We start from the raw sequence: 26,019 nt of genomic DNA, 5'->3' as shown, positions 1-26,019 counted from the left end.
TTGCTACCTTCGCCTCCATGACGAAACTGCTCGAAGGAAAAGTGGCCCTGATTACGGGTGCTTCCAAAGGAATCGGCCGCGCCATTGCGGTATATTTCGCCCAACAGGGCGCTCAGGTGGCTTTCACCTACCTCTCCAGCGTGGAAAAAGGCCAGCAGCTCGAACAGGAGTTGGCCGCGCACGGCTCAAAAGTCAAAGGCTTCCGCTCCGACGCCTCCGTTTACGCCGAAGCGGAAAAGCTGGTGGATGACGTAGTAGCCGAGTTCGGGAAGCTGGACGTGCTGGTAAATAATGCCGGCATCACCCAAGACGGTTTGCTCATGCGTATGAGTGAGCAGCAGTGGGACCAGGTAATCGACGTGAACCTGAAATCAGTATTCAACCTGACCAAGGCCGCCACCAAGCCCATGATGCGCGCCAAAGCCGGCAGCATCATCAACATGACCTCAGTAGTAGGCATCAAAGGCAACGCCGGCCAGGCCAACTATGCGGCTTCTAAAGCGGGCATCATTGGCTTCACAAAGTCGGTGGCCCTGGAGCTGGGCTCGCGCAACATCCGCTGCAACGCCATTGCTCCCGGCTTCATTGAAACGGAAATGACCGGTGCCCTCGACCCCAAGCAGGTAGACGAGTGGCGCAAAGCCATTCCGCTGCGCCGCGGCGGCACGCCCGAAGACGTGGCCAAAGCCACCGCCTTCCTCGCCTCCGACGACAGCAGCTACATCAGTGGCCAGGTGCTGCAGGTAGACGGCGGTATGCTGACCTAGGCCAATTAGGCCAGTTTTAGGCTGCGTATAAATAGAACGTCATGCTGAGCTTGTCGAAGTATCTCTACCGGGGCATTACTAGTTCAGCACAGTAATGCCCCGGTAGAGATACTTCGACAAGCTCAGCATGATGTATTTTACATGGCTGATTTACCAGATATATGCTTCGCTATCTGCTCCCACTTCTTCTGCTACTGGCTGTTTCATTAGTGGCCTACCCGCGTTTGCACCGCCGATTTACGCGCTTTCAGCAAAGGCAATCGGCCCAGACGATGGTAGCTAAACTAGCTCCCAAACTTCGTAACGGCGACCTGGTTTTTCAGACGTCGCAATCGGCCCAGAGCCAGGCTATTCAGTTGGCCACGCACTCACCCTACAGCCACTGCGGTATCCTGTTTCAGCGCAACGGGGAGTGGCGTGTGTTTGAAGCCGTGCAGCCCGTAAGCGAAACCTCCCTGGTGGCCTGGGCCGCGCGGGGCAAAGACGGCAAAGTAATAGTAAGGCGCCTCCGCGAGGCTGAAACCGTGCTGACGCCCGCGGCCTTACAGCGCCTGAAAGCCGCCGGCGAGCAGTACCGCGGCAAGAGCTACGACCTGTACTTCGGCTGGTCTGATGACCGGATTTACTGCTCAGAACTGCTCTGGAAGATGTACCAGCAAGCAACCGGCCGCGAAATTGGGAAGCTGCAGACGCTACGCGAGTTTGACCTGAGCCACCCCGCCGTGCAAGCCAAGCTGCAGGAGCGCTACGGTGAGCATATTCCTTTGGATGAGAAGGTAATTTCTCCCGTGCGGATGCTGGAGAGCAGGGAGTTGGTGACAGTCAACTAGGCCTACCCTTTGGCTTCTGTTGGCTACTTGCCCGTACCTGATACTGCTTTATCGTAGGAAAATGGCAGGCTCATTCGAATTTCGTGTTCCTCACCGCTTGAGTTGGTAAAGCGAGCGGTGCGCATAACGCGCTGGGCTTCTTCATCGCAGCCACTGCCTATGCCTTTTACCACGAGTACGTTTTGTGGTACGCCTTGCGGGTCAATGACCATTTGTAGAACGACTTTGCCCGACACTTTATTTTTCTTGGCCTGCTCAGGATAGACCAATTGAGCCTGTAGCGCTTCGTAGCTACCAATCAACTCTACCGGCGACTTATGCACTTCCCGGGCACGAGGCGAGACATACAACTCTGGTGGGTTTGGGTTGTGCGTGGCAGTAGGTACCTGGTAGGCAATGCCAAATTGCTGTAAATACGGTTCAAGCGGACCTAACCCAATTTTTGCCCGCCTTACGTTTACGTTCGGCTCATCCTCGATGGGGTATAACTGTTTACGACCATCGGGCCAAATATGAGGCTGAGTGCCATATACCTGCGGTTCGCCCTTCTCAGTTTTCACCCTATCCACTAGCAAGGCCACTGACGACCAGTTCAGCTCGCCTTTATCGGCGGCGGCTGTGAGCATCGGCAAGTACTTTTCATCGGGGTTGTGCTGTATAATCAAGAACACCACCGACTTATAATACTCGCCTACCACTGACTTTCCCGGATAGCCATAAATGGCTACCAAGCTATCAGCCTGCCGAATCAGCCGTGCGTCCAGCGGCTCTTGCTCCCGCATAGCGGCCACTGCCTGCGGCGAGTTGACTCCGTATTGCTGGTCAGCCGCCTGCGCCAACAGACGGTTATGTTGGTCCTGATAGCGCATTTTCCGTATCAGTGCCAACAAGGAGGGGTTGAAGTTGGCCTCGTGGCGCTGCTGTTTCTGATGGGCCTGACGCAACACTGCCGTCCAGCCCGACTGCGTAGTAAGCGGCGCAAAAGCAGGCTCAGCGCGCAGGGTTTCCTCCCAGTAGTATCCCTGCGCCACGGCCTGCTTCAACTGGCGCAAAGCGGTACGGGTGTCGCCTTGGCGGGCGGCAGCCTGCGCGACCTGGTAGGGCGAGGGTGCCAGTTTGCTGGGCTGTGCAGCGGTAGAACTGATTAGGGCGCAAATGAGGGCAACAGTGGCCAGATAATGTGCAATAGATCGGGGCATAAGCGTATAGTAGCAGGTAGCAGAAGCAGCAGTTAACCTACAGTTTTTTCCGGTTACTTCTGCCGCTTCCTTCTGCTGTAGACACTACGCGAGTTTGACTTAGGCCACCCCGCCGTGCCAGTCAAGGCGCATCCACATGAATAAAAGGGTTATTTCACCCATGCGGATGCTGGAGAGTAGGTAATTGGTGACAGTGTGGTGAGCTTTATTTGCTATATAGCTGTGCACGCAGTTCTTGAAATACATCTTTGCCTGCACTAGGGTAATGTAGTACAACGTTGTTTCTCCCTTGAAACTTCATATAATAACTACTACCATACTGATAATCAGACGCTGACCCTCGTTTTAAAGTAGCAGGAATAAAATCCTGCATGTAACGCAATACTAACGACTCATCGCTCAGCGTGAGTAATTTGCGGACTTTCATACGGTACCGTCTATCCGTCCTGTATGAGCATTCTAGTGAGTCCACCCAATACTCAGCAAAGTATGTGCGGGTCGTATCAGTAAAATCTAACTCATTGTATTTCTCTCCACCGCCCTGAAATACCTTGATTAGTTCTCGGCGCCCACCCCACTCTCCGCAGCCAGCATATCCTACTCCCAACTTAATAGTATCTAAGCCAATATTAGGCAAACTGTGTAAGCTTTTGGAAGGGGGAGCCTTGAACACTGTTTTCGTCAATACAAACGCTACACTAGTCACGAATAATAGACCCAGGATAATCTTTTGCATAAGTACCGGAATGTATAGAGCATACGACTTCTGCTGTAATATGCTATCAGATTTCCATATCTGCTTTCTCCCTGGCAACCGCCTACCTTCGCTTTCTCACCTTAGCTGCGACGCAACTCTGCGAGGCAATCTGGGGTTCTTAGCTTCACACTGATTCTGCTGGCATTTGCTACTATCTGCTTCCCCCTGGTTTATACTGTTGTGCCTGGCCGTGGGCGCGGGCTATGCGGCCCTGCTCTACTCGGCTAAAGCGCCCTGGAGCCGGGCCGTAAACTATACGCTGGCCTTCGTACGCTTTGCGGTAGTAAGCTTCCTGTGCTTCCTGCTGCTCTCGCCCTTTATCCGGACTACCACTACCACCACTGAAGCACCCACCGTGGTGCTGGCCGTTGATAACTCCCAGTCGGTAGGCCTGTTCACGCCCTCGGCGGTGCTGAGCCAAACTACGCAGGGCCTGGCACAGCTCGCCGAAACCTTGCGCGGCCGGGGCTTTAAGGTGGAAACGCGGGTGCTGGATGCCGCCAGGCCCGTCCGCCCCGACTCTGTGCAGTTCAAGGCCGCTTCCTCGGATCTGGATGGCCTGCTTACCTCCATTCGGGAAGGCTACGAGGGCCGCAACCTGGCCGGTGTGGTGCTGGCTTCCGATGGCCTCGTGAACCAAGGCCGCGCCCCCCAGTACACCGACTACAACTTTCCGATCTACGCGCTGGGCCTCGGCGATACCATCGCCAAGAAAGACCTGAGCCTACCCCAACTCACGTATAACCGGGTAGCCTTCAGCGGCAATCAGTTCCCGGTTGAGGCGGAGGTGGCCTACGATGGCTTTGCGGGCCAGGTAGCCACCGTGGTATTGCGCGAAAACGGCCGGGTGCTGCAAACCAAGCGCGTGAACCTACCGGCTGGGCAGCGCCGCACCAAAACCACCTTTCTCATTACGGCACCCGCGCCCGGCAAGCGGCGCTATGAGGTAGTTATTGAAAAGCAGGCCGGCGAGTTTACCGACCTCAACAACGCCAAGTTTGCCTACGTGGAAGTGGTGAAGGGCAAGCTGCGTGTACTACTAGCCGGGGCCGCCCCCCACCCCGACCTCAAGGCCCTACGCGCGGCCATCATCACCAACGACAACTTCGACCTGACCACCTACCTGCCCGGCATTGCCCCGCTTAAGGCCCAGGATTACGATGTGGCCATTCTGCATCAGTTGCCTTCTCAGGGTGGCCTAGGCCAGGAGGTGCTGAACCTGGTGCGTACCCGCCGCCTGCCCGCGCTCTACATTCTCGGGGCGCAGTCGGATTTTGGCTCTTACAACGCTCTGAACACCGGCCTCACGGTACAGCCCCGCGGCCAGCAGACCGATGACGTAACGCCCACACCGAACTCGGCTTTTTCGCGCTTTACCTTCGAGGAGGATGCCCTGAAGCGGTTTGCGGCTTACCCACCCGCGCCGGTGCCCTTTGGGGAAGTGCGGCTCAACGGGGGGGCTGAAGCCGCTCTGTGGCAGCAGGTAGGCCGCGTGAAAACCCAGAAGCCCCTGCTGGTTTTTGGCGGTACCCCAGCGCAGCGGCAGGCCACGTTGCTGACCGATGGCAGCTGGCAGTGGCGCCTGCAGGAAGCCGTGGAGCACGACGACCGGCCCGAGGTCTACGACCGCCTCATCATCCGGACGCTGCAGCTGCTCACCCAAAACGCCAACAAGAAGCGCCTCGACGTGTACCCCACGCAGGATGCCTTCACCTCCCAGGATGACATCACCTTCGGGGCCGAAACGTATAACGCTATCTTCGAGCGCATTTACGGCCAGCAGATTACCCTCACGCTAACCGACGAGCAGCAGAAAACCCGCACGTTCACCTTCACGAACAGCGAAGATGGCGCGCCTCTGCACATTGGTCCGCTGCCCGGTGGCCTGTACCAGTATGCGGCCCGCGCCACCCTCGGTGGCCAGGCCCAGCAAGACCGCGGCGAGGTGCTCGTGCAGGATCAGCAGCTGGAGGCTCTGCAGTCGCGCGCCGACCACAACCTGCTTTACCAGCTGGCGCGCCGCAGCGGGCAGCGGCTTTATTACCCGGCGCAGTTTGCGCAGCTCAGTCAGGATATTCAGAAGGCCAACTACAAGCCCATAATCTATGAGCAGGAAGATCTGAAGGATCTTATCAACCTTAAATGGCTGTTCTTCCTGCTGCTGGGCCTGCTTACCGTGGAGTGGGCTACCCGCAAATACTCCGGTGGTGTTTAGCCCTTCCTGTACTTTTCCTGCTCTACCTAGCACTGCGCTCAATCTTCATTTGGCGTAATGCAAGTGATGAGGTGAGCAGTAGTCTGATATATTTTGCCAGTGATGAAAACTCCTTTTTTCCTTTTACTCCCCGCCGTGTTACTGCTGGGCAGCTGTAAGAAAACCACTGATCAGCAGGCAGAGCTGGCCGTGCAGGACTTCGTGCGTAACCGGGCCAGTGACGCGGCCAACTACTTCCCCGGCAAGTTTCGGCTTAAGCCGTACACCAAACGCGACTCTTTACTGTACCTGGCCGAAATGGCCCAGATTAACGGGGCGCCAGCCCCACCCGCACCTACTCCAGCTGATACTGCCCGCATCGGGATTCTGGTGCACCACGACTACCGCGACGAAATGCGCGATGGAGAGATGATCCGGGACAGCGGCGAATACGTGGTGCGCCCCAATGGGGAAGTGCGGCTGCTGATGGCCGAGAGTGTGCGACAGAAGCGCCTGAAGCAGGTGCAGCAACAATCGGCGGAGGCACTGCGCTAGTGCGGACCAGAGCTGGTACCTTCGTGGACATTTTCTTGTTTCGTCCGGTATCCGTCGGACCCATCACGGCCCCGGCGCTTGCCTAGGCCACCCCGTTAAGCCATGCGCTACATCCTCGTCAACAAGCCCTACGAAGTTCTCACCCAGTTCACCGACGAAAAAGGCCGGGCCACGCTCAAGGACTTTGTTGACATCCCGAACATCTACCCCGTTGGTCGCCTCGACTACGACTCTGAGGGCCTGGTGCTGCTTACCGACGACAAGCAGCTGCAGCACCGCCTTTCGGAGCCGCGCTTTAAAGTGCCGAAAACGTATTGGGTGCAGGTAGAAGGGGTACCCACTGAAGAAGCACTGGAGAACCTGCGCCGCGGCGTAGACCTGAAAACCGGCTACACCTCGCCCGCCGAGGTAGAGTTGCTTTCCGAAGAGCCTGTGCTCTGGGAGCGGAGCAAGCCGGTGCGTTTCCGGGCCAACATCCCCACCAGCTGGGTGCAGATCCGGATTTCGCAGGGCATGAACCGGCAGGTGCGCAAGATGACGGCCGCCGTGGGTTTCCCTACCCTGCGCCTTGTTCGGGTAAGCATTGCTGATTTGAAAGTAGCCAAGCTCCAGCCCGGCCAGTGGCGCGACCTTACCGCCGCCGAGGTGAAAGCCCTCACCGACGACATGGCCGCCCAAACGGCTGCCGCCGGCACCTTTAAAACGCCCGCCAAAGCCGAATACTGGCCCGGTGGGATACGCCCTGCCTCTGCAAAGCCCGGCCAGAACAGCGCCGGCGGCTACAACCGCGGCGGCTTTGGCGGCGCTGCTGATGCCAAAAATGGAAATGCTGCCGGTAGCCGGGGCGGTAGGTCGTTTGGCGCCAAACCAACGGGTGGTAAAACGGCCAGCGGCAAGGCCACACCCGGCAAGCCCGGCAGCAAGCCCGGTCCTAAGTCGGCCGGACGTGGTGGTGCGGGCCGCAAGCCTGGGCCAGCCGGTGGCGGCCGCAACGGACGCGGTTAGTAAACATTAGTATTGTCATACCGAGCAGCGCGGGGAATCTGGGTAGCTGCCAGGCCACTCTCCTGATTCCCCGCGCTGCTCGGTATGACAGTTTTAGAGCAAATCCCAGATCAGCAAATGCATAATAAATCGTCTGGCCCCCCTCTCCTTTTTTGGAGAGGGGGCCGGGGGGGGGTGAGGCGCCCACCAGAACGACAACCCGACCCATCCTCTTTGCTATGTCTCGCCGGAATCTTGCTCGCTTTGGATTACTGATAGCACTGGGGTTTCTGCTGGCTAATGTGGTAGCGAGCTTTCACGCCTGGCGCTTTACCCATTTCACCACGGAGAGTGGCCTACACACGGCTAACCCCGAGCAGCTTTCAGGGCCGCAAAAACTGTGGGTACTACTGACTGGCATCAAGAACCCGAAGCCACTAAACCACGCTAGGCCACCCTTCCCCTACCAGACCATTTACCTGACCAGCCCTAATGGCCGACTAGAAAGCTGGTACAGCGCCGCGCCACACGCCCGGGGCACGGTGGCCTTATTTCATGGCTACACCAGCTCCAAAGGCAAGCTACTGACCGAAGCCGCCACTTTCCGCCGCCTCGGCTACTCCGTGCTGCTCACCGATTTTGCTGGCAACGGCGGCTCCGAGGGCAGCGTTTGCACGGTAGGCCACCACGAAGCCGCCGACGTGGCCACGGTAGTTCGGTGGCTGCAGCGCCGGCCGGGGGCCGTGCTCATCTATGCCAATTCCATGGGCGCGGTGGCCACGTTACGCGCCGAGGCCGAACTAGGCGTATGCCCCACCGCCAACCTGCTGGAATGCCCCTACGGCAGCATGCTCGAAACTGCGCAGAGCCGCTTCCGCTCCATGCACATGCCCTCCTTTCCCATGGCGAACCTGCTGGTGTTCTGGGGTGGCCTAGAGAATAATTTCTGGGCGTTTGACCTTGATGCCACGCGTTATGCAGCCCACATTTCCACTCCTACCCTGCTCATGTGGGGCACCGCCGACCCGCGAGTAACACGCCAGGAAACCGATGCCATTTACGCGGCACTCAGCGGCCCTAAGCAGCGGCAGGATTTCCCTGGCTCCGGCCATGAGCCCTATTGGTGGAAGCACAAGCAGCTGTGGGAACGGACGATGGAGGGGTTTACGAATAGCATCTCATCTCACTTATCAGACAATGGATTTTCTACAACGACTTCAGCGCTGGTACACTATCAACTGCAACGGTGATTGGGAGCATTCTTATGGCGTTTCTATAACCAACATAGATAATCCAGGATGGGTCGTTAAAATAGACCTCAGTGATACCTGTGTAAGGAAAGTCAGCTTTGACTATCCTATAGTAGAAAGAACAGTAACTAACTGGGTAAGCTACTCAGTTAAAGAAGATGTTTTTGAGGGCAGCGGTGGCCCTGAAAATCTTACCGAAATATTGAGCTATTTCCTTGATACGTTTTTACCCGCGCATCTTGACCCCAATTGCACTTTAGAAGTTCATTTACCTGTAGCTGGCTATGAAAACCGGTTATGGCTGAAAGCGCAGGCTAGGATGCTATCCGAATCTAGTGTGGAAATTTGCGCCGTTGCTGATCCTACCATGCCCCATTGTTACGAATGGGGCACTGAAGCTGATCTTGATCTATTCGCTGAACTTGGACATTTACTTTCAGGAATTGACACAGGTTATTCAATAGGGGACCAAGCCGAACCTACCGTTTACCAAGCAGAGGACAACATGCTGCGGACGTTCTTAGTAGTTCCAGTAAAAAGGCAACCTGAAGTGCTTAGGCAATAGTTCTGCCCGGCTGTCAGCATATCCCTTGTCCTATTTTTCCGTAAAAGTCAGACCGTCGCGAATCACTCCGGTGTGTTATCCAAAAGTGACAATCTGTCACAAAAAAGAGCCATTTCTGTGGCTGGTACGCGTCTTGTAATTCACCCGGTGCGAGTAATTCGCATCTAGTATCTGACACCTCAACTCCTAACGATAACCAGTCAAATGGGCAAAATAATCGGTATTGACCTCGGCACCACCAACTCGTGCGTGGCCGTAATGGAAGGCAACGAGCCGGTGGTGATTCCGAATAGCGAAGGCCGCCGCACGACTCCCTCGATCGTGGCGTTCCTCGATAACGGTAAAGGCGAACGTAAAGTAGGTGACCCCGCTAAGCGTCAGGCCATTACCAACCCTACGAACACCATCCAGTCTATTAAGCGCTTCATGGGTCGCGGCTTCGGTGAAGTAACCGAAGAAGCGAAGCACGTTTCGTATGAGCTGGAGCGTGGCTCTAACAACACGGTAGCCGTGAAAATTGGCGACCGGCAGTACACTCCGCAGGAAATTTCTGCCATGGTACTGCAGAAAATGAAGCAGACCGCTGAGGAGTACCTAGGCCAGTCGGTAACGGAAGCCGTTATTACGGTGCCTGCTTACTTCAACGACGCCCAGCGTCAAGCTACCAAAGAAGCTGGCGCCATTGCTGGCCTCGATGTAAAGCGCATTATCAACGAGCCCACTGCCGCTGCACTGGCCTACGGCCTCGATAAGAAGCACAAAGACCAGAAGATTGCCGTGTACGACCTTGGTGGTGGTACCTTCGACATCTCAATTCTAGAGCTGGGTGATGGTGTGTTTGAAGTGCTGAGCACCAACGGCGACACCCACCTCGGTGGCGACGACTTCGACCAAGTAATCATCAACTTCCTGGCGGAGACTTTCGCTAGCGAAAACGAAGGCCTCGACCTGCGTAAAGACGCTATGGCCCTGCAGCGCTTGAAAGAAGCTGCTGAGAAGGCCAAAGTGGAGCTGTCGAGCTCTTCAGAAACTGAAATCAACCTGCCCTACGTAACGGCTACGGCTTCGGGCCCCAAGCACTTGGTGGTAAAGCTGAGCCGCGCGAAGTTCGAGCAGCTCGCTGACAGCCTCGTACGCCGCTCGATGGAGCCCTGCAAAAAGGCCCTGCAAGATGCTGGCTTGAGCACTTCTGACATCGACGAAGTAATCTTGGTGGGTGGTTCTACGCGTATCCCCCGCATCCAGGAGGAGGTAGAGAAGTTCTTCGGCAAGAAGCCTTCAAAAGGCGTTAACCCCGACGAAGTAGTAGCCGTGGGCGCTGCCATTCAAGGTGGTGTACTGACCGGTGAAGTAAAGGACGTGCTGCTGCTCGACGTGACCCCGCTTTCGCTGGGTATCGAAACGATGGGCGGTGTTATGACCAAGCTAATCGAGTCGAACACGACCATTCCTACCAAGAAGTCGGAGACCTTCTCGACTGCCTCTGATAACCAGCCTTCGGTTGAGATTCACGTGCTGCAGGGTGAGCGCCCATTGGCTTCGCAGAACCGCACCATCGGCCGCTTCCACCTCGACTCGATTCCGCCAGCACCCCGTGGTGTTCCGCAAATCGAAGTAACCTTTGACATTGACGCCAACGGTATTCTGCACGTGTCGGCCAAAGACAAAGGCACCGGTAAAGAGCAGAAGATCCGCATCGAAGCCTCCTCGGGCCTCACCGACGCTGACATTGAGCGTATGCGTAACGAAGCTGCCGCCAACGCTGAAGCTGACAAGCAGGAGAAAGAGCGCATTGAGAAAGTTAACCAGGCTGACTCCATGATCTTCCAGACTGAGAAGCAGTTGAAGGAGTACGGCGATAAGCTGAGCGCAGGCAACAAGACGGCCGTTGAAAACGCCCTCGCTGACCTCAAGAAGGCTCACGAGAGCAAGGACCTGGGCCAGATTGATTCTGCTATGGAAGCCATCAACACTGCTTGGCAGGCTGCCTCGCAAGAGATGTACGCCGCTACCCAGAGCGGTGCCGACGGCCAGCCCGGTGCTGACGGTGGCAACCCCTTCGGCGGTGCCGGCCAGCCCGGCGGCAATGGCCAGCAAGGCCAGCCCCACGACAACGTTACGGACGTTGACTACGAAGAAGTAGGCAAGTAATCCTCTCGAGGAGTAGCTCATAAAAAAGGCCCAGGGCAATTGCTCTGGGCCTTTTTTATGAATTGGTACGTTGTGCAGCGTCTATCCCGGGTGCTCGCTAAAAATCATTTCTATGCACCACGGGCGGCTAATAAGCACATCAGAGCAGTCGAACTACCTGCTTGCTTCCCGCAGCCTTCAAATCCGCTCAGAATGAGGAGCCTTCTTGCTTACCATTCATACTATAGGCCACTCCTTTGTGTAGGATTGCGTTTAACACGGTCATTGTAGTGTGCACTGATGCTATTCGAGACCATAGACTACCTTCCTCAACAATCAGATATGCAAAAGGCCTCTCCAGATTGGAGAGGCCTTTTGCTGAGAAGTAGACTAGTGGCCTACTTGCAGGAAACCATTACAACTTTTATTTCCAGCCGCCACCCAGGGCTCGGTACACGTTCACCGAGGCGTTGAGCTGTTGCATCTTGGTTTCGATCAGGTCGAATTTCGATTCTAAGGCATCACGTTGGGTGAAGAGCACTTCGGTATAGTCGGCGCGGGCCGAGCGAAAGAGGCTGTTGGAGATGGTGCTCGACTGATTCAGGGCCTGCACGGCTTGCGCCTTCTCATTGTAGCTCTTTGCCAGGTTATTGATACTGGCTAGCTGGTTGGCTACTTCCACGTAGGCGTTCAGGATGGTGCGCTCGTAGTTGTAAGCGGCCTGAATTTGGGCAGCGGTGGCGTTGCCGTACACGGCTTTAATGCCATTACGGTTTACCAGGGGAGCTACCAAATCACCAGCCAACGAGTACAGCATAGACTCAGGCGTGGAGAAGATCAGGCCGGGCTTGAAAGCCCCGAAGCCAGCACCGCCCGTTATGCGGAGGGCTGGGTAGAAGTTGGCTCGTGCCACCTGAATATCCAGCTTCGCCGCAGCCAGATTCTGCTCCGCCTGCCGAATATCGGGGCGGTTTTGCAATAGCTGGGCCGGAACCCCCGTCTGCACCACCATGGGCACCAGCTCATTAAACGACGCGTCGTTGCGAATAATAGGCTGCGGATACCGGCCTACCAGGAAGTTAATCCGGTTCTCGGTTTCCGTAATGCGCTGCTGAATATTGTACTGCAGGCTGCGAGTATTGTGTACTTGCGCCTCAAAACGCTGCACGGCCAGCTCCGTGGTGCGGGCCGACTCCTTCTGCAACCGCACCAGCTCAAGGGCGTTGGTTTGCAGCTCAATGTTCTGGCGCACAATAGCCAGCTGGTTGTCGAGGGCCAAGAGCTCGTAGTACGAGGTGGCAATTTCGGCAATCAGGTTGGTTACTGTGAAGTTGCGGCCTTCTACTGTAGCCAGGTAGCGCAGGGCCGCCGACTTCCGCGAGTTGCGCAGTTTATGCCAGATATCCACTTCCCAGCTGGCAAAGGCGCCAATCTGGTAGTTCTGCAATGGGTCGGGGTTGCGGTGCTCGGGCTTGATGTTGATGGCTTCTTCCGTCGCGCCCTGCAGCGTATAGCGGCTAGGCCTCTCGGCTTCGGCTTTGGCACCCAGGCCTACGAAGGGCAGGTACTCCCCTTTCCGGATTTGAACCTCATTGCGGGCAATTTGAATTTCCTGCAGCGAGATGTTCAGCTCCTGATTGCGTTGCAGCGCGGTGTCAATGAGGGCTACCAGGTTAGGGTCAGTGAAAAAGCTTTTCCACTGGCCCGCCGCCGTACTGACCGTGTCTTTTATGCCGGCAATGCCATAGCTGGCCGGCACAGTGCGGTTTGCTTTTCTTTCTACTAGCTCCGGCGTTTTACACCCAGCTACGGCCAAGGCCAAACAAGCGGCAGTCAGGCCTTGATATATGCGACTCTTAAGCATGTTCTTCAACTAATACGTGCGGCTCGAATTCTGACAGAGGGTGTTCATTTTCATCCCCAATCAGCTTGCGGCCAGCGGCCAGGGTGCCGAAGATGTAGTACAGACCGGGCACGATGATTACCCCGAAGATGGTACCGAACAGCATACCTCCGAGGGCTGAGGTACCAATGGTGCGGTTACCGATAGCGCCGGCACCGTGGGCCAGTACCAGCGGAATCAGGCCGGCAATAAAGGCGAAGGAGGTCATCAGGATGGGGCGGAAACGCACCTTAGCGCCCTCAATAGCCGCATCCCGCACCGACATACCTTCCTCATGCTTCTGCACCGCGAATTCTACAATCAACACCGCGTTCTTACCCAACAGGCCTACGAGCATTACCAGGCCTACCTGAGCGTAGATGTTGTTGGCCAGACCCATGGTTTTAATCAGCAGGAATGAGCCGAAGATACCCGCGGGTAAAGACAAGATTACCGCTAGTGGCAGCAAGAAGCTTTCGTACTGAGCGGCCAGTACCAAGTACACGAACACGATAACCACAAGGAAGATGTAGATAGCCTCATTACCGCGCGATACCTCATCTTTCGACAAACCACCCCAGTCAATGTCATAGCCGCGGGGCAAGGTTTTGGCTGCCACTTCCTGCACGGCCTTAATGGCCTCACCCGAGCTGTAGCCCGCCGCTGCATCGCCGCGGATAGAAGCCGTGGGGTACATGTTGTAGCGGTTAATTTCGTTGGCGCCCTGGCTCTTCACAATCTTCATGAAGGCCGAAAGCGGCACCATTTCGCCTTTGTCGTTCTTCACCCACATGTCCAGCACGTCCTTGGGCAAGCGGCGGTACTCCGGGGAGGCCTGCACGAACACCTTAAAGAAGCGCTGATACTTGATGAAGCCCAGCTCGTAGGTGGAGCCAATCATGATGGAGAGCGTGTTCATGGCATTGCCGATGCTCACCCCTTTCTGCATGGCCAGCTGGTTGTCAATCTGCAGCTCATACTGCGGATAGTTCGCTGAGAAGAACGTGAACAGGCCAGCCAGCTCTTTGCGCTTCTTCAGCTCGGCCATGAAGTCCTCGTTTACTTTCTCTAGCGCCTTGTAGTCGCCGGTGGCCGTTTTATCAAGCAGCTGCAGCTGGAAACCGCCCGCAGCGCCATAGCCGGGTACTGCTGGTGGCTCGAAGAACTCAATGGTCGCGCCAGGGATATCCTTGGCCTTTTCCTCCAGGTTCATCACGATGTCGTGAACGGACTCCTTGCGCTCTTCCCACGGCTTAAGGCTGATCAGCAGCGTACCAGCGTTCGAGCCGCGGCCCTCCGTGAGTACCTCATAACCGGCCAGCGAGGAAATGCTTTCGATGCCGGGGACTTTCTCGGCGAGCTTCGAGAGCTGCTGTGACAGTGCATTGGTACGCTCCAGCGTTGAGCCGGGCGGCGTCTGGATGATGGCGTAGAGCATGCCCTGGTCCTCAGCGGGGATAAAGCCCGAGGGCAGCGTAGAGGAAATACCAAAGATGCCGAAGCCAAAGGCAATCAGGATACCAAAGGTGAATACCCGGCGGTCAACTACCTTTTCCAGGATATTGGTATAGCGGCCGGTCAGGCGCTCAAACCCACGGTTAAACCAATCGATGAACTGATTTATAGGGGTTTTCTTGCGAGCCTGACCGTGGTTGTTCTTCAGAATCATGGCGCACAGCACCGGCGTCAGCGTCAGGGCCACAATACCCGAGATGACGATAGACGAGGCCATGGTGATGGAGAACTGACGGTAGAAAATACCCACCGGGCCGCTCATGAAGGCCACCGGCACGAATACAGCCGTCATCAGAATGGTAATGGCGATAATAGCGCCGCTGATTTCGCCTACTACCTCACGCACCGCGCCGTAGGGCGAAAGGTGTTTCTCTTCCATTTTGGCGTGCACGGCTTCCACCACCACAATGGCATCATCGACCACGATACCAATTGCCAGTACCAGGGCGAAGAGCGTAATCATGTTGATGGTCATGCCGAAGGCCTGCATGGCGATGAACGCCCCCACCAATGACACCGGCACCGCAATAATCGGGATAAGCGTGGAGCGCCAGTCGCCGAGGAACAGGAACACCACAATGGCCACCAGAATAAAGGCGTCACGCAGGGTGTGAATTACGTTTTCGGTGGAGGCATCGAGGAAATTCGATACGTCGTAGCTGATTTTGTAGTCCATGCCAGGAGGCATGGTTTTCTTCAGCTCCTCCAGCTTGGCTTTCACGCTCTTGATTACATCACTAGCGTTTGAGCCGTAGGTCTGCTTCAGCATGATGGCCGCCGAGGGGTAGCCATCGAGGTTGGAGTAGATGTCGTAAAACTCCGACCCTAGTTCCACGTTGGCCACGTCCTTGAGGCGGAGCGTTTCACCGTTGGCGTTGGCCTTGATGATAACGTTCTTATACTCCTCTACATCGTTAAAACGCCCCTTATAGGTTAGCACGTATTCCAGCGCCGAGGCCTCTTTACCGTCGGAGCGGCCAATACGCCCCGGCGAGCCGATCACGCTCTGGTCGTTGAGAGCCTCCATCACGTCATCCACGGAGAGGTTGTAGGCCCGCATACGGTCGGGCTTCAGCCACACGCGCATGGCGTACTGGCGAGAACCCAGGATGCTGGCCCGACCAATACCGTCGATACGCTGGATTTCGGGCAGCATATTTACCCCGGCATAGTTGAACAAGTACCGCATGTCGGTATTCTTGTCCTTGCTGTAGAGGTTAACATACATCAGCATGTTCGGCACCACACGGTTTACCACCACGCCTTCACGCTGCACCAGCACCGGCAGGCGGTTCAGGATCTGGGCAATACGGGTGTTTACGTTTACTACCGCCTGCTCGGGGTCGGTGCCCAGGTTGAACACGATCTGAATGTTGGCCTCACCAGCCGAAACGGCGTCAGAAGTCATGTACTTCATGCCGGGCACACCGTTAATGGCCTGCTCCAACGGGATAAGCACCGATTCGGTAAGCACCTTGGCGCTGGCGCCCGGGTACGCCGTGCTCACCATAACCATGGGCGGCGAAATCTCCGGGAACTGAGAGTTGGGGAGGGTTTTGATGGCCAGAACACCCAGGAACATGATTACCACCGATATAACGATGGCAAACACTGGCCTACGAAGGAATCTACTAAACATAGCGGGTGAGTTTAGCTGACACTTGTTGGTTGCTGATTGTTAGAACCATGCTAACAACTGGCAATCAGCAAGTAGCAACTATTCAGAATACACTTTTAAGTGCGAGGCTACCACCTTGGGATCTTGGTAGGTGAAGCTGATTTTGTCGCCATCCTTCACTTTCCGGATACCCTCCAACATGATCTTGTCGGAGGCGGCTAGGCCACCTGAAATAATGTACAGTTGGGGCATTTCTGACGCCACCGTTACTTCTTTCTGGTGAACCACATTGTTCTTGTCTACCACGTACACGAACTTCTTTTCCAGAACTTCGAACGTGGCTTTTTGGGGTATAATGAGGGCGTTCTTCAGGGGCACCGTCATGAGCACACTGCCCGTTTCGCCGTTTCGCAGCAGCCCTTTGGGGTTGGGGAAAGTGGCTCGGAAGGCGATGTTGCCAGTTTCGTTATTAAAGTCAGCCTCAATGGTTTGCACCACGCCGGGGTACTGAAATACCTCGTTATTGGCCATCTTCAGGTTAACCTTGGTTTCGTCCTCGTTACGCGCGTGCGCTTTGTAGGACAAGTACTCTGCCTCCGGTACGTTGAAGTACACCCACATCTTGCTGTTGTCGGAGAGGGTGGTCAGCAGGTCGCCTTCATCCACCAGGCTACCCAACCGGGCCTGAAAATGGTCCATCATGCCGCTGAACGGGGCCCGAATGGTGGTGAAATCGAGGTGGGTTTTGGCCAGGCCTACTTCGGCGTTTGCCTTATCTAGCTTAGCTTGGGCCAGCGCTAGCTCGTTTTTGGAAACTACGTTCTTATCGGCTAGCTGCTTGGTGTTCTGATACTCCAGATTTACATAGCTGGCCTCTGCTTTCGACTTCTGCAGCTCGGCTTTGTAGACCATGGGCATAATCTGGAACATGAGCTGACCCTGCTGCACGTGCTGGCCTTCATCCACGTAAATCTTCTGGAGGTAACCTTTCTCCAGCGCCCGCACCTCAATGTGCTGGTAGGCGTGAATCTGCGACACATACTCCTTGGTGATGGTCGTGTCCTTCTGCCAAGCACTGGTAACCAGGTATTTAACCTGTTCTTCTTTTTCTTCTTTTTTTTCTGAGCAGCTTGTAGCGGAATACAAGACGCCCAAGCCCACACACATGAGCACGAACCTTCTTTTCATAAGGGTCTTAGTTGCCTTAACAGGCGTTTGGTGATCCAAGAATATGGTTGAAGTGGATTGAATGCGAAGCGGTGCCTGCCTAGGCCAGTAGCGTGCTAGGCACGAGGGCTACCGGGTTGAGGGGGCGGCATCTGGGTTGCGTAAACCGCTGCCAATATGGAGGTTGCATATTCCACTCCGAGGAGTGGGTGCGCTGAGCGGTACTACCTAGTTTATCTTCGTGCATGCTTACTAATTGACGGGGCTAGCGTGCAGCCATAGCCCGGTGAGGGCCAGCAAAAAAGCTGTGAAATATGACTGCCGTAGTGCGCGTATCATCGGTTGAGTGATACAAAGCACTCGGCATGGCATGAAGACTACATGAAGCAAAACTTCATGCAGGTGATTAGGAGGCACTTTTGAGCGCACATCACTCTACAGTTCAACTTATTATACGCCACTTTATACCCACTTCACTTTATCCCTGCTGCGGCTGTAATTTATTTTTACGGTCAGTTATTTTGTCATTGTTCAGAGCCAATCTCTCCGCACATATACTGGCAGTTTTACATTGCTGGGCGTGGCTGAACCAAGTAATTAGATTCTGAATATTCCTGCCTGCACCCGCGCGTGAAGTACTCGTTGCCGACAGCGCTGGGCCAGTAATTGCCGCCGAATTCTTGCGTATTTCTCCTACCCTAGCAGTTGCTGGCTTCATTAGCGCATCATGCGCTGCCTGCTAAATTTGCGCCGTTGTAGTTTGGTAGCTAGGCCAGTTCGCAGTCTAATGGCAGATTTTCTTATTGTTGGAGCCGGCATTGGCGGACTCACCACTGCTCATGCGCTGCTGGGCCTAGGCCACACGGTGCGCGTATATGAAGCCACTCCGGAGTTGCGTGAAACAGGAGCCGGAGTGGTAATAGGTGCTAATGCCATGCGGGCGCTGCACCAACTAGGTCTCCACGATGCGGTGCGGGCGCACGGCACACCCGTGCTATACCTAAACCTACTCGATCAGCAAGGCCGCCTGCTGCAAGCCGCCGATACATCTGCCTTCACCCAAAAGCTGGGGTTCGATAATGTAGGAATTCACCGGGTGGCGCTGCAGCAAGAGCTGCTGCGCCATTTGCCCGCGGGTACCGTGGTACTGGGTAAACCTTTCGAGCGCTTTGAGGAAGCCCCGACTGGCCTAACCGTGCACTTTACTGATGGCACAACCGCCACAGCTGATTTTCTGATTGGGACCGATGGGCTCCGCTCCCGGGTACGGCGGCAACTACTGCCCGAAACGGCGCCGCGCTACGCCGGGTACACCTGCTGGCGGGCCATTGTTGACGCCTCCCGCCTGCAGCTCCCGCTGGGTGAGTCGGCAGAAATATGGGGTGAGAAAGGCCGGCGCTTTGGCTACGTACCAGTGGGTGGCGGCCGGGTGTACTGGTTTGCCTGCCTGAATAGCCCCGAGCCCCAGAATCCCAGGTACCGGGCGTACCGTGTAACCGATTTGCAGCAGGAATTTGCCCGGTTTCCGGCGCCTGTACCGGCCCTGCTTAGCCTCACCCGCCCCGACCAGCTCCTCTGGAATGATATTCTGGACCTAAAGCCGCTCCGCCACCTGGCCTACGGCCGCGTGCTTCTGCTGGGTGATGCCGGCCACGCCACCACGCCTAACATGGGCCAGGGAGCCGGCATGGCTCTGGAAGATGCGGCCGAGCTGGCCACCTGCCTGGCCGCCACCTCCAGCCCCGTGGCGGCATTCCGGCGGTTTGAGCAGCGCCGCTTGCCGCGCACTACGCGCATTGTGCAAACCTCCTGGCGCCTGGGTCAGGTAGGCCAGTGGGAAAACCCCTTGCTCACTGGCCTACGCAACTCTATCATGCGCCTCCTCCCCGCTGCTGTTAGCCGAAGCCAGATGGCGTGGCTGTATGAAGCCCCCGTTGCATGAGAAAGGGCAGCCGTGGTAGCGGCTGCCCTTGGTTTAGGTGGCAAGTTCCTTCTGCGTTTTCTCTGCGGCGGCTTCTTCCAGCTCCTCTTCGGTCTCTTCCTCGAAGCCTTCTCTTATTTTTTCGTTGGCTTCCTGGTGGTCTTCTGCATCAGCCTGCTCTTGGTTTTCCTCTTGCTCCTGCTTATCGTGGGGCTCGTAGCTCAGCTTGATGTAGATGGGAAAATGGTCGGAGCCCACGTAGGGCAGGCGCTCCATATCGTCTACCTTAAAGTCAGCCGACACAAACACGTGGTCGAGGGGCCAGCGCAGCAGAGAGTAATCGGCGTGGAAGGTGGGCAGCAGGCCGCGGCCCACGCGGGGGTCCATGAGGCCACTAATGCGCCGAAAGAGCTCAGAGGTGTGTGACCAGGCCACATCGTTCATGTCCCCGAATACCACAGTGGGCTCTTCCTTCTGCTCAATCTCCTTGCCTACCAGCAGCAGCTCGGCGTCGCGCTTGGTACTGGTTTTAGACTCGGCGGGTGCTGGCGGCTTAGGGTGCAGCCCAAACAGCCGAACCCAGGTTTTGCCATCAGGCAGCTGCACGCGCGTGTGCAGTGAGGGCACATCATCATCCAGCAGATACTTGATCTGGCAGTTTTGCAGGGGCAAACGCGAAAAGAACAACAAGCCATACGTATTATCTAAGGGCTCGTGGCAGGTGTAGGGGTGCGTTTTTTCCAGTGGCTTTAGCTGCTCATACCACCAATCATCGGTTTCTACCGCCATAATTACGTCGGGGTCAGCCTTCTGTAGAGCGGCCAGAGCTTTTGCCCCCTCCTTATTATACTGCAGCACATTCATCACGGCCAGGCTCAGGTGGCGTTTGCCATCCTTTAGGGTACTGTCGCCCACCTGTTTGCGCATGAGCGGCGTGTAGGGCAAAATGCGGATGCTTTGGTAGATGACCGCTGCGCCCAAAGCAACCAACAGCACCAGCCCCCAATGGTCAGCTACCTGGTGCCAGCCCAGCAGCAACCCGGCCACCACGCAGAGCAGAGAAACGGCTACAATTTGCAGGCGCGGAAAGTCAAATATTCTGATCCACCAGGCTGTTTCGCGCAGCAAGGGTAAAAGCGTGGCCATAATAGACATAACTGCCAGCAGAAATGCCAGGCTATGGGCTATCGTCAGCCAAAGAGGTTCATCAAGATCGGGCACGGGTGGGGAGAGTTAGTAGGAAGAGAGGCAATAGGCAGAAGAAGGAAGCAGGAGGCTTAGTCGTCACTAAAGCCACCCTTACGCAGCTCTTCAATCGTGCGCATCACTTTATCCTTCAGGGAAGTCCGGTATTTTTCCAGGACATCGGCCAATCGGGCGTTGCTGATGGCCAGAATTTCCGTGGCCAGCACCGCGGCGTTGGCCGCCCCATCCAGTGCCACAGTAGCCACGGGCACCCCCGCCGGCATCTGCAGCATCGACAGGATGGAATCTAGGCCGTGCAGGGAAGTGACGGAGTTAATGGGCACCCCAATTACGGGAAGGGTGGTAAAGGCGGCCAGCATGCCCGGCAGATGGGCGGCGCCCCCGCCACCGGCAATAATTACGCGCAGGCCCCGCTTGCGCGCGGTTTCGCCATACTCAATCAGGCGGTGCGGGGTGCGGTGCGGCGACACCAGTGTAATCTCATAGGGCACGTTAAATTGCCGCAGAAACTCAGCGGCGGCCGACATGATTTTGAGGTCTGACTGTGAGCCCATAACGATGCCCACCAGCGGGGTATCGGCAAGGGGGCTTACATCGGCCGGGGAAGAAGCGGGAAGAGTTGTGCTCATAGGAGGAGGGAGAACAAAAACAGGACAGAACCGGCTAGATAGTGCTTCTACGGGCTCCTATACGCGAGGTTCTTTCACCAAACATAGTGTTTTCCTTGTTTGCTGATTCTTAAAGGCTCGTACCTTTGGCTAGGCCCCAAGTGCCCGCCTCAGTTATGGAGATACTGCTTGCCACCTTTACCACCTTGTTCTCGGTCGTGAATCCCTTCAGCGCCATGCCCGTGTTCCTGACCATGACGGAGGACGACACGCCGGCGCACCGAGGAAGCATTGCGCTGCGGGCCTGTATTTACATGATTGGGGTGCTGGCCGTTTCCTTTTTCGCGGGCCAGTACGTGCTGAATTTCTTCGGCATCAACATTCACCATCTGCGCATCGCGGGCGGTATTTTGCTTATGCGCTCAGCTTTCGACCTGCTCACGCCCGGCGGCAACCGCAGCAAAGTATCTGATGCCACCCTCGACGAAAGCCGCCACAAGGACGATATCAGCTTCACGCCCCTGGCTATGCCTATGCTCTCGGGGCCCGGCTCCATGGCCGTGTGCATTGGCCTATTCACAGAAAAGCTCAGCTACATCGATATGGGGATGATTGTGATTGGCTTCGCCCTGGTAGCGCTGGCGGCATACACTATTCTGATGTCGTCGTTGCGCCTGACGCGCTTTTTGGGCCGCCCCGGCATGGCTGCCCTGGCCCGCATTATGGGCTTTATTACGCTGGCCATTGGGGTAAACTTTTTGGCCACGGCCATTGCCGCGTTGTTTCCGGGGCTGAGCCGGTAGTGGTGCGGTTAATGAGGAAAGCGGCCTATTTATTACTTCTTTGTTGGCTATACTGTTGTAATAGCCCAGCTCTGCCGTATCGAGAACGGCCAGCACACGCCTATCCCGTACATTTTTATATCGACAACAATAGCGAAACCCAGAAGGCTGTTGACTTACTAGTTAAGTGGGATACAGCTATAGTATTGAACGACACTATCCGCTACACTGGTGTAGGTGACCTATTCGATACTCATTCGCTTATTACTACATCGGGCTCGCACCGACTTTTGGTAAGAAGTAGCGGTCAACAGTTGACTTATGATACTACATTGACAATTGACTCGCTGACACATGTCTTTATCAGCTTTGTTTACACAAAACTGAATACGAAAACATTAAAGCGCATTCATGATATGCATCCACCGGAAGGAGAACAAGCTGTAATCGACGCATTATCTGAGCCGAAAACGGCTAGTTGTTTTCACTATGAGAGGCTCAATATCTATTCCATAGGCTGATTGCTTATGTTGCGGTAACGCGAGCGACCTATCTTTGCACTTCCTATGCTGAAGAACGACCTCCTCCTCCGTGCCGCCCGTGGCGAAGAAACCGAGCGTACCCCCGTGTGGCTCATGCGCCAGGCTGGCCGCATCCTCCCCGAATATCGTGCCCTGCGGGCCCGCTTGAGCGGTTTTAAAGAGCTGGTAGAAACGCCAGATTTAGCGGCTGAAGTCACCATTCAACCCGTTGATGTCCTAGACGTGGATGCTGCCATCATCTTCTCTGATATTCTGGTGGTACCCGAGGCCATGGGCCTGACCTACGAGATGGTAGAGGCCCGCGGCCCCCTGTTCCCGGAAACCATCAAAACGGTGCAGGATGTAGCGCGCATGCGCGTAGCTGACCCCGAGGAACACCTGGGCTACGTGCTGGAGGCCATTCGCGTAACCAAGCGCGCCCTTAATGGCCGGGTGCCGCTCATCGGTTTTGCCGGCGCCCCCTGGACGATCCTGGCCTACATGGTAGAGGGCCACGGCTCCAAAACCTTCAGTAAAGCGCGCCGCATGCTCTACGCCGAGCCGGAGCTGGCGCACCAGCTGCTGCGCAAAATCACGGATACTACCATTGCCTACCTGCAGGCGCAAGTGCAAGCCGGAGCCAATATTGTACAGGTCTTCGATTCGTGGGCAGGTATTCTGCCGCCGGCCCATTACCAGGAGTTCAGCACCCGCTACATTGCCGAAATCTGCCAGGCCATTCCCGATGTGCCCGTTACGGTATTTGCCAAAGGCGCTTTCTGGGCCGTGGAAGACTTCGCTCAACTCCCCTGCCGCACCATCGGGCTTGATTGGAACCAGGATGCCCGCGCCGTGCGCCCCCTGGTAGGCGACAAAACCCTGCAGGGCAACCTCGACCCTTGCGCCCTCTACGGTACCCCTGCACAAGTTCGTGCCGCTACCATTGCCATGCTCGACCAGTTCGGGCCGCACCGCCACATCGCTAACCTAGGCCACGGCGTGTACCCCGACACCAACCCCGACAACGTGAAGGTGTTCATTGAAACAGTAAAGGAATACAGCCCAAAGCTGCGCTAATTGCACCAGTGCCCTGCTCCAACAGTGAAAAGCCCGTCTTCTGATAAAGAGGACGGGCTTTTCCATTCGATATATTTTGTCGCTATTATAGTGCTAGGCCTACTGCCTGAGCTTCTGCCAGCAGCAGCTGTTTTTCAATGGGCACCACTCCTACCTGCTCGCACACCAAGCCACCACCCAAATTGGCTAGTGCCGCTGTAACCGGGGCGGCCAGGCCTAGCGCTACGCACAAGGCAGCAATGCTGATAACGGTGTCGCCGGCTCCCGAAACATCGGAGATGCTACGCAGGTGGGCTGGAATGTAGGTGCGCTTCATCTGGCCGTTTTCTACAAATACACCCCGCTCGGAGAGGGTTACCAGCACTATCTCCGGCTTTAGCACCGCACGCAGCTGAGCTACGGCAGCCTCAAAAGCCGGCTTCTCAGCGTCGGTGTCGCCGAACTCCAGCTTCAGGCCTTCGCGCAGTTCCTTTAGGTTGGGCTTGAACAGGGTGCAGTGCTGGTAGGCCAGGAAGTTCTTTTTCTTGGGATCTACAACGGTGGGCACTCCTTGCTTGCGGGCCAACTGGATGAAGTGCTGAATGCTCTTTTCATTGAGCACACCCTTGTCGTAATCCTCGAATATTACCACATCAGCGCGGCCCAAAAGCTCCTCAAAGCTCTCCGCCAGGCCACGGCTTTCCTCCTCGTTCAGATCGTGTTCTACTTCTGAGTCGATGCGCAGGAGTTGCTGGCCGTGGGCCAGAATGCGCTGCTTTACGGTGGTAGGCCTATGCTGGCTCCGCACAATACCATCGGCCGATAGGCCAGTGGTGCGCAGCAGCTCCAAAAGCTGGTCGCCACCCTGGTCATCACCAATTATGGCGCACAGCAGCGGCGTAGCGCCTAGCGCCTGTACATTGAGGGCCACATTGGCTGCCCCACCCAGGCGCTGCTCAGTGCGGCTCACATTCACTACCGGCACGGGTGCCTCCGGCGAAATACGGGTGGTTTTGCCCCACACGTACGCGTCCATCATCACGTCGCCCACAATTAGCACGGTGAGGTTGTTGAAAGCGGCAAATAGCTCGGGCAGAGAAGCGGGCGATATGGCAGCGGGCATTACGGGAGAATCTGGTAAAGAAGCCGCAAAGGTAGTCGGCCGCCGGAAAATGTACCGTCTATAACCCAAAGAGCCCCCAACGGTAAGGTTGGGGGCTCTTTGGGTTACGAGTGAGCAGTATGCCTACGCTAGTTTTGCCAGGCTATGCTTGATCCGGATAAAGGCCTCGCGCAATTTCTCATCGGCTGCCGCCGTGCTGAACCGGAGGCAGTTGGGTGCCCCAAACGCCCCACCATCTACGGCGGCTACGTGCCCATCATGGAGCATGTATAAGGCTAAGTCGTAGGCAGAATTGATGGTTTTACCCTCGGGAGTGGTTTTGCCAAAGTACCCGGTCACGTCGGGGAAAATGTAAAAGGCGCCGCTGGGAGTGGGCGTGCGGAAGCCCGGGATATCCTTTACCAGCTCCAGCACCAGGTCGCGGCGGCGGCGGTAGGCCTCTACCATCTCATCGGCGGAGGTGCGGCCACCCTGCAGGGCTGCTAAAGCCGCACGCTGGGCAATAGAGCAGGTGCCGGAGGTAATCTGGCTTTGCATTTTCTCGCAGGCACAAGCTATTTCCTTGCTGGCCGCCAGGTACCCCACGCGCCAGCCCGTCATGGCGTAGCCTTTCGAGAAACCATTTACAGTAATCACCCGGTCTTTAATCTCTTCAAACTGGGCCATGCTCACATGCTCACCCACGAAATTAATGTACTCATAAATTTCGTCGGCCAGCACATGCACCTGCGGGTAGCGCGCTACCACTTCTGCAATGGCTGCCAGCTCCTCCCGCGTGAATACCGAGCCAGTTGGGTTGCAGGGCGAGGAGTACATAATCAGCTTGGTGCGGGGCGTAATGGCCGCCTCCAGCTCCTGGGCCGTTACCTTAAAATCATTTTCCAAAGAGCCCATCAGCGTTACGGCCTTACCCCCTGCCAGCTTCACCATCTCCTCGTAGCTAACCCAGTAAGGCGCAAACACGATTACCTCATCGCCCTCATTCACCAAGCTCATTACGGTATTAGCCAACGACTGCTTAGCGCCCGTGCTTACCACAATATTCTCGGGCTTGTAGGCCAGGTTGTTGTCGCGCTGCAGCTTATCACAAATGGCCTGGCGCAGATCGAGGTAGCCGGGTACGGGCGTATAAAAGGTAAAGCCGTCGTCGAGGGCTTTCTTGGCCGCCTCCTTGATGTATTGGGGCGTTTGAAAATCGGGCTCTCCAAAGCTCAGACTAATTACATCAACGCCCTGAGCCGCCAGCTCCCGCGCCATTTTAGCCATGGCAATCGTCTGCGACTCCTGCATGGCGTTGATACGATCGGACAGAACGGAAGTAGTGGGGGCAAGAGTGGTAGCGTCAGACATAGTAAGAGCTGAGAAAGGGGAATGGGAAAGGACGCAAAA

The 26,019-nt window shown here is 56.2% G+C and carries 20 protein-coding genes; 11 read left to right on the top strand and 9 right to left on the bottom strand.

The genetic code is table 11. The annotated features are described in order from the left end of the window. Positions 1-17: 17 nt before the first annotated feature. Together fabG and HMJ29_RS12670 are read left to right on the top strand one after the other, a co-directional pair. Positions 18-767: a 3-oxoacyl-[acyl-carrier-protein] reductase gene (gene fabG, locus HMJ29_RS12675; RefSeq protein WP_171591842.1), complete on the top strand. Its 750-nt coding sequence runs from the start codon at positions 18-20 to the stop codon at positions 765-767. Between the two features lie 161 nt (positions 768-928). Beyond that, positions 929-1,597, top strand: coding sequence for a YiiX family permuted papain-like enzyme (locus HMJ29_RS12670; RefSeq protein ID WP_171591841.1), 669 nt, complete (start codon positions 929-931; stop codon positions 1,595-1,597). 23 nt (positions 1,598-1,620) lie between these two features. Here the strand turns inward: HMJ29_RS12670 and HMJ29_RS12665 are convergent, their stop codons facing one another. Both HMJ29_RS12665 and HMJ29_RS12660 read right to left on the bottom strand, forming a co-directional pair. Continuing rightward, entirely contained in the window at positions 1,621-2,796 is a 1,176-nt protein-coding gene (locus HMJ29_RS12665) for an energy transducer TonB (RefSeq protein ID WP_171591840.1), read from the bottom strand. 205 nt (positions 2,797-3,001) lie between these two features. Continuing rightward, entirely contained in the window at positions 3,002-3,532 is a 531-nt protein-coding gene (locus HMJ29_RS12660; protein WP_171591839.1) for a hypothetical protein, read from the bottom strand. A gap of 166 nt (positions 3,533-3,698) precedes the next feature. Here HMJ29_RS12660 and HMJ29_RS12655 point away from each other — a divergent pair, with 166 nt between their 5' ends. The 6 genes from HMJ29_RS12655 (at position 3,699) to dnaK (ending at position 11,252) form a co-directional block, all read left to right on the top strand. Then, entirely contained in the window at positions 3,699-5,768 is a 2,070-nt protein-coding gene (locus tag HMJ29_RS12655; RefSeq protein WP_253805639.1) for a VWA domain-containing protein, read from the top strand. A 102-nt stretch (positions 5,769-5,870) separates the two neighbouring features. After that, on the top strand, positions 5,871-6,302 hold the full coding sequence (locus HMJ29_RS12650) for a hypothetical protein (RefSeq protein WP_171591838.1): 432 nt from the start codon (positions 5,871-5,873) through the stop codon (positions 6,300-6,302). Between the two features lie 102 nt (positions 6,303-6,404). After that, positions 6,405-7,307 carry a pseudouridine synthase gene (locus HMJ29_RS12645; RefSeq protein WP_171591837.1) on the top strand — a complete coding sequence of 301 codons (903 nt, stop codon included), beginning with the start codon at positions 6,405-6,407 and terminating at the stop codon, positions 7,305-7,307. A 218-nt stretch (positions 7,308-7,525) separates the two neighbouring features. Continuing rightward, positions 7,526-8,536, top strand: a complete 1,011-nt coding sequence (locus tag HMJ29_RS12640) for an alpha/beta hydrolase (protein WP_171591836.1) — start codon at positions 7,526-7,528, stop codon at positions 8,534-8,536. Then, positions 8,484-9,101, top strand: a complete 618-nt coding sequence (locus tag HMJ29_RS12635) for an immunity 53 family protein (RefSeq protein WP_171591835.1) — start codon at positions 8,484-8,486, stop codon at positions 9,099-9,101. The genes HMJ29_RS12640 and HMJ29_RS12635 overlap by 53 nt, the downstream gene beginning before the upstream one ends. A gap of 204 nt (positions 9,102-9,305) precedes the next feature. After that, positions 9,306-11,252 (top strand): molecular chaperone DnaK, encoded by a 1,947-nt coding sequence (gene dnaK / locus HMJ29_RS12630; RefSeq protein WP_171591834.1) that lies wholly within the window; start codon positions 9,306-9,308, stop codon positions 11,250-11,252. Between the two features lie 403 nt (positions 11,253-11,655). Here the strand turns inward: dnaK and HMJ29_RS12625 are convergent, their stop codons facing one another. The 3 genes from HMJ29_RS12625 to HMJ29_RS12615 all read right to left on the bottom strand — a co-directional run bounded on the left by HMJ29_RS12625 (position 11,656) and on the right by HMJ29_RS12615 (position 17,434). After that, positions 11,656-13,095: a TolC family protein gene (locus HMJ29_RS12625; protein ID WP_171591833.1), complete on the bottom strand. Its 1,440-nt coding sequence runs from the start codon at positions 13,093-13,095 to the stop codon at positions 11,656-11,658. Beyond that, a complete protein-coding gene (locus HMJ29_RS12620; RefSeq protein ID WP_171591832.1) occupies positions 13,088-16,267 on the bottom strand; it encodes an efflux RND transporter permease subunit in 3,180 nt (1,059 codons plus the stop codon). The genes HMJ29_RS12625 and HMJ29_RS12620 overlap by 8 nt, the downstream gene beginning before the upstream one ends. Before the next feature lie 78 nt (positions 16,268-16,345). Beyond that, positions 16,346-17,434 carry an efflux RND transporter periplasmic adaptor subunit gene (locus HMJ29_RS12615; RefSeq protein WP_171591831.1) on the bottom strand — a complete coding sequence of 363 codons (1,089 nt, stop codon included), beginning with the start codon at positions 17,432-17,434 and terminating at the stop codon, positions 16,346-16,348. A gap of 766 nt (positions 17,435-18,200) precedes the next feature. Here HMJ29_RS12615 and HMJ29_RS12610 point away from each other — a divergent pair. Next, on the top strand, positions 18,201-19,355 hold the full coding sequence (locus HMJ29_RS12610; RefSeq protein ID WP_171591830.1) for an FAD-dependent monooxygenase: 1,155 nt from the start codon (positions 18,201-18,203) through the stop codon (positions 19,353-19,355). 33 nt (positions 19,356-19,388) lie between these two features. On the opposite strand, the gene HMJ29_RS12605 is transcribed toward HMJ29_RS12610, so the two are convergent. Then, the gene (locus tag HMJ29_RS12605) at positions 19,389-20,480 is read right to left on the bottom strand and encodes an endonuclease/exonuclease/phosphatase family protein (RefSeq protein WP_216634052.1); all 1,092 of its coding nucleotides are present in this window, start codon (positions 20,478-20,480) and stop codon (positions 19,389-19,391) included. 131 nt (positions 20,481-20,611) lie between these two features. Further along, a complete protein-coding gene (gene purE / locus HMJ29_RS12600; RefSeq protein ID WP_171591828.1) occupies positions 20,612-21,169 on the bottom strand; it encodes a 5-(carboxyamino)imidazole ribonucleotide mutase in 558 nt (185 codons plus the stop codon). A gap of 155 nt (positions 21,170-21,324) precedes the next feature. Here purE and HMJ29_RS12595 point away from each other — a divergent pair, with 155 nt between their 5' ends. Then, positions 21,325-21,951, top strand: a complete 627-nt coding sequence (locus HMJ29_RS12595; protein ID WP_171591827.1) for a MarC family protein — start codon at positions 21,325-21,327, stop codon at positions 21,949-21,951. A 545-nt stretch (positions 21,952-22,496) separates the two neighbouring features. After that, on the top strand, positions 22,497-23,528 hold the full coding sequence (gene hemE, locus HMJ29_RS12590) for a uroporphyrinogen decarboxylase (RefSeq protein ID WP_171591826.1): 1,032 nt from the start codon (positions 22,497-22,499) through the stop codon (positions 23,526-23,528). An 85-nt stretch (positions 23,529-23,613) separates the two neighbouring features. On the opposite strand, the gene HMJ29_RS12585 is transcribed toward hemE, so the two are convergent. Further along, positions 23,614-24,630: a bifunctional heptose 7-phosphate kinase/heptose 1-phosphate adenyltransferase gene (locus HMJ29_RS12585; protein WP_171591825.1), complete on the bottom strand. Its 1,017-nt coding sequence runs from the start codon at positions 24,628-24,630 to the stop codon at positions 23,614-23,616. A gap of 123 nt (positions 24,631-24,753) precedes the next feature. Further along, a complete protein-coding gene (locus HMJ29_RS12580; protein WP_171591824.1) occupies positions 24,754-25,980 on the bottom strand; it encodes a pyridoxal phosphate-dependent aminotransferase in 1,227 nt (408 codons plus the stop codon). Positions 25,981-26,019 lie beyond the last annotated feature (39 nt).

Origin of the sequence: Hymenobacter taeanensis (genome assembly GCF_013137895.1) — a bacterium.
GTDB lineage: Bacteria > Bacteroidota > Bacteroidia > Cytophagales > Hymenobacteraceae > Hymenobacter > Hymenobacter taeanensis.
Note: the sequence above shows the minus strand (reverse complement) of the source record. Positions and strands in the feature narration are given on the sequence as shown.

Coding starts and splice junctions, on each gene's coding strand:
- hemE (WP_171591826.1), top strand. CDS start 22,497: ATGCTGAAGAACGACCTCCTCCTCCGTGCCGCCCGTGGCGAAGAAACC.
- purE (WP_171591828.1), bottom strand. CDS start 21,169: ATGAGCACAACTCTTCCCGCTTCTTCCCCGGCCGATGTAAGCCCCCTT.
- HMJ29_RS12605 (WP_216634052.1), bottom strand. CDS start 20,480: ATGGCCACGCTTTTACCCTTGCTGCGCGAAACAGCCTGGTGGATCAGA.
- HMJ29_RS12645 (WP_171591837.1), top strand. CDS start 6,405: ATGCGCTACATCCTCGTCAACAAGCCCTACGAAGTTCTCACCCAGTTC.
- HMJ29_RS12610 (WP_171591830.1), top strand. CDS start 18,201: ATGGCAGATTTTCTTATTGTTGGAGCCGGCATTGGCGGACTCACCACT.
- HMJ29_RS12620 (WP_171591832.1), bottom strand. CDS start 16,267: ATGTTTAGTAGATTCCTTCGTAGGCCAGTGTTTGCCATCGTTATATCG.
- HMJ29_RS12670 (WP_171591841.1), top strand. CDS start 929: ATGCTTCGCTATCTGCTCCCACTTCTTCTGCTACTGGCTGTTTCATTA.
- HMJ29_RS12635 (WP_171591835.1), top strand. CDS start 8,484: ATGGATTTTCTACAACGACTTCAGCGCTGGTACACTATCAACTGCAAC.
- dnaK (WP_171591834.1), top strand. CDS start 9,306: ATGGGCAAAATAATCGGTATTGACCTCGGCACCACCAACTCGTGCGTG.
- HMJ29_RS12595 (WP_171591827.1), top strand. CDS start 21,325: ATGGAGATACTGCTTGCCACCTTTACCACCTTGTTCTCGGTCGTGAAT.
- fabG (WP_171591842.1), top strand. CDS start 18: ATGACGAAACTGCTCGAAGGAAAAGTGGCCCTGATTACGGGTGCTTCC.
- HMJ29_RS12585 (WP_171591825.1), bottom strand. CDS start 24,630: ATGCCCGCTGCCATATCGCCCGCTTCTCTGCCCGAGCTATTTGCCGCT.
- HMJ29_RS12640 (WP_171591836.1), top strand. CDS start 7,526: ATGTCTCGCCGGAATCTTGCTCGCTTTGGATTACTGATAGCACTGGGG.
- HMJ29_RS12660 (WP_171591839.1), bottom strand. CDS start 3,532: ATGCAAAAGATTATCCTGGGTCTATTATTCGTGACTAGTGTAGCGTTT.
- HMJ29_RS12615 (WP_171591831.1), bottom strand. CDS start 17,434: ATGAAAAGAAGGTTCGTGCTCATGTGTGTGGGCTTGGGCGTCTTGTAT.
- HMJ29_RS12580 (WP_171591824.1), bottom strand. CDS start 25,980: ATGTCTGACGCTACCACTCTTGCCCCCACTACTTCCGTTCTGTCCGAT.
- HMJ29_RS12650 (WP_171591838.1), top strand. CDS start 5,871: ATGAAAACTCCTTTTTTCCTTTTACTCCCCGCCGTGTTACTGCTGGGC.
- HMJ29_RS12625 (WP_171591833.1), bottom strand. CDS start 13,095: ATGCTTAAGAGTCGCATATATCAAGGCCTGACTGCCGCTTGTTTGGCC.
- HMJ29_RS12665 (WP_171591840.1), bottom strand. CDS start 2,796: ATGCCCCGATCTATTGCACATTATCTGGCCACTGTTGCCCTCATTTGC.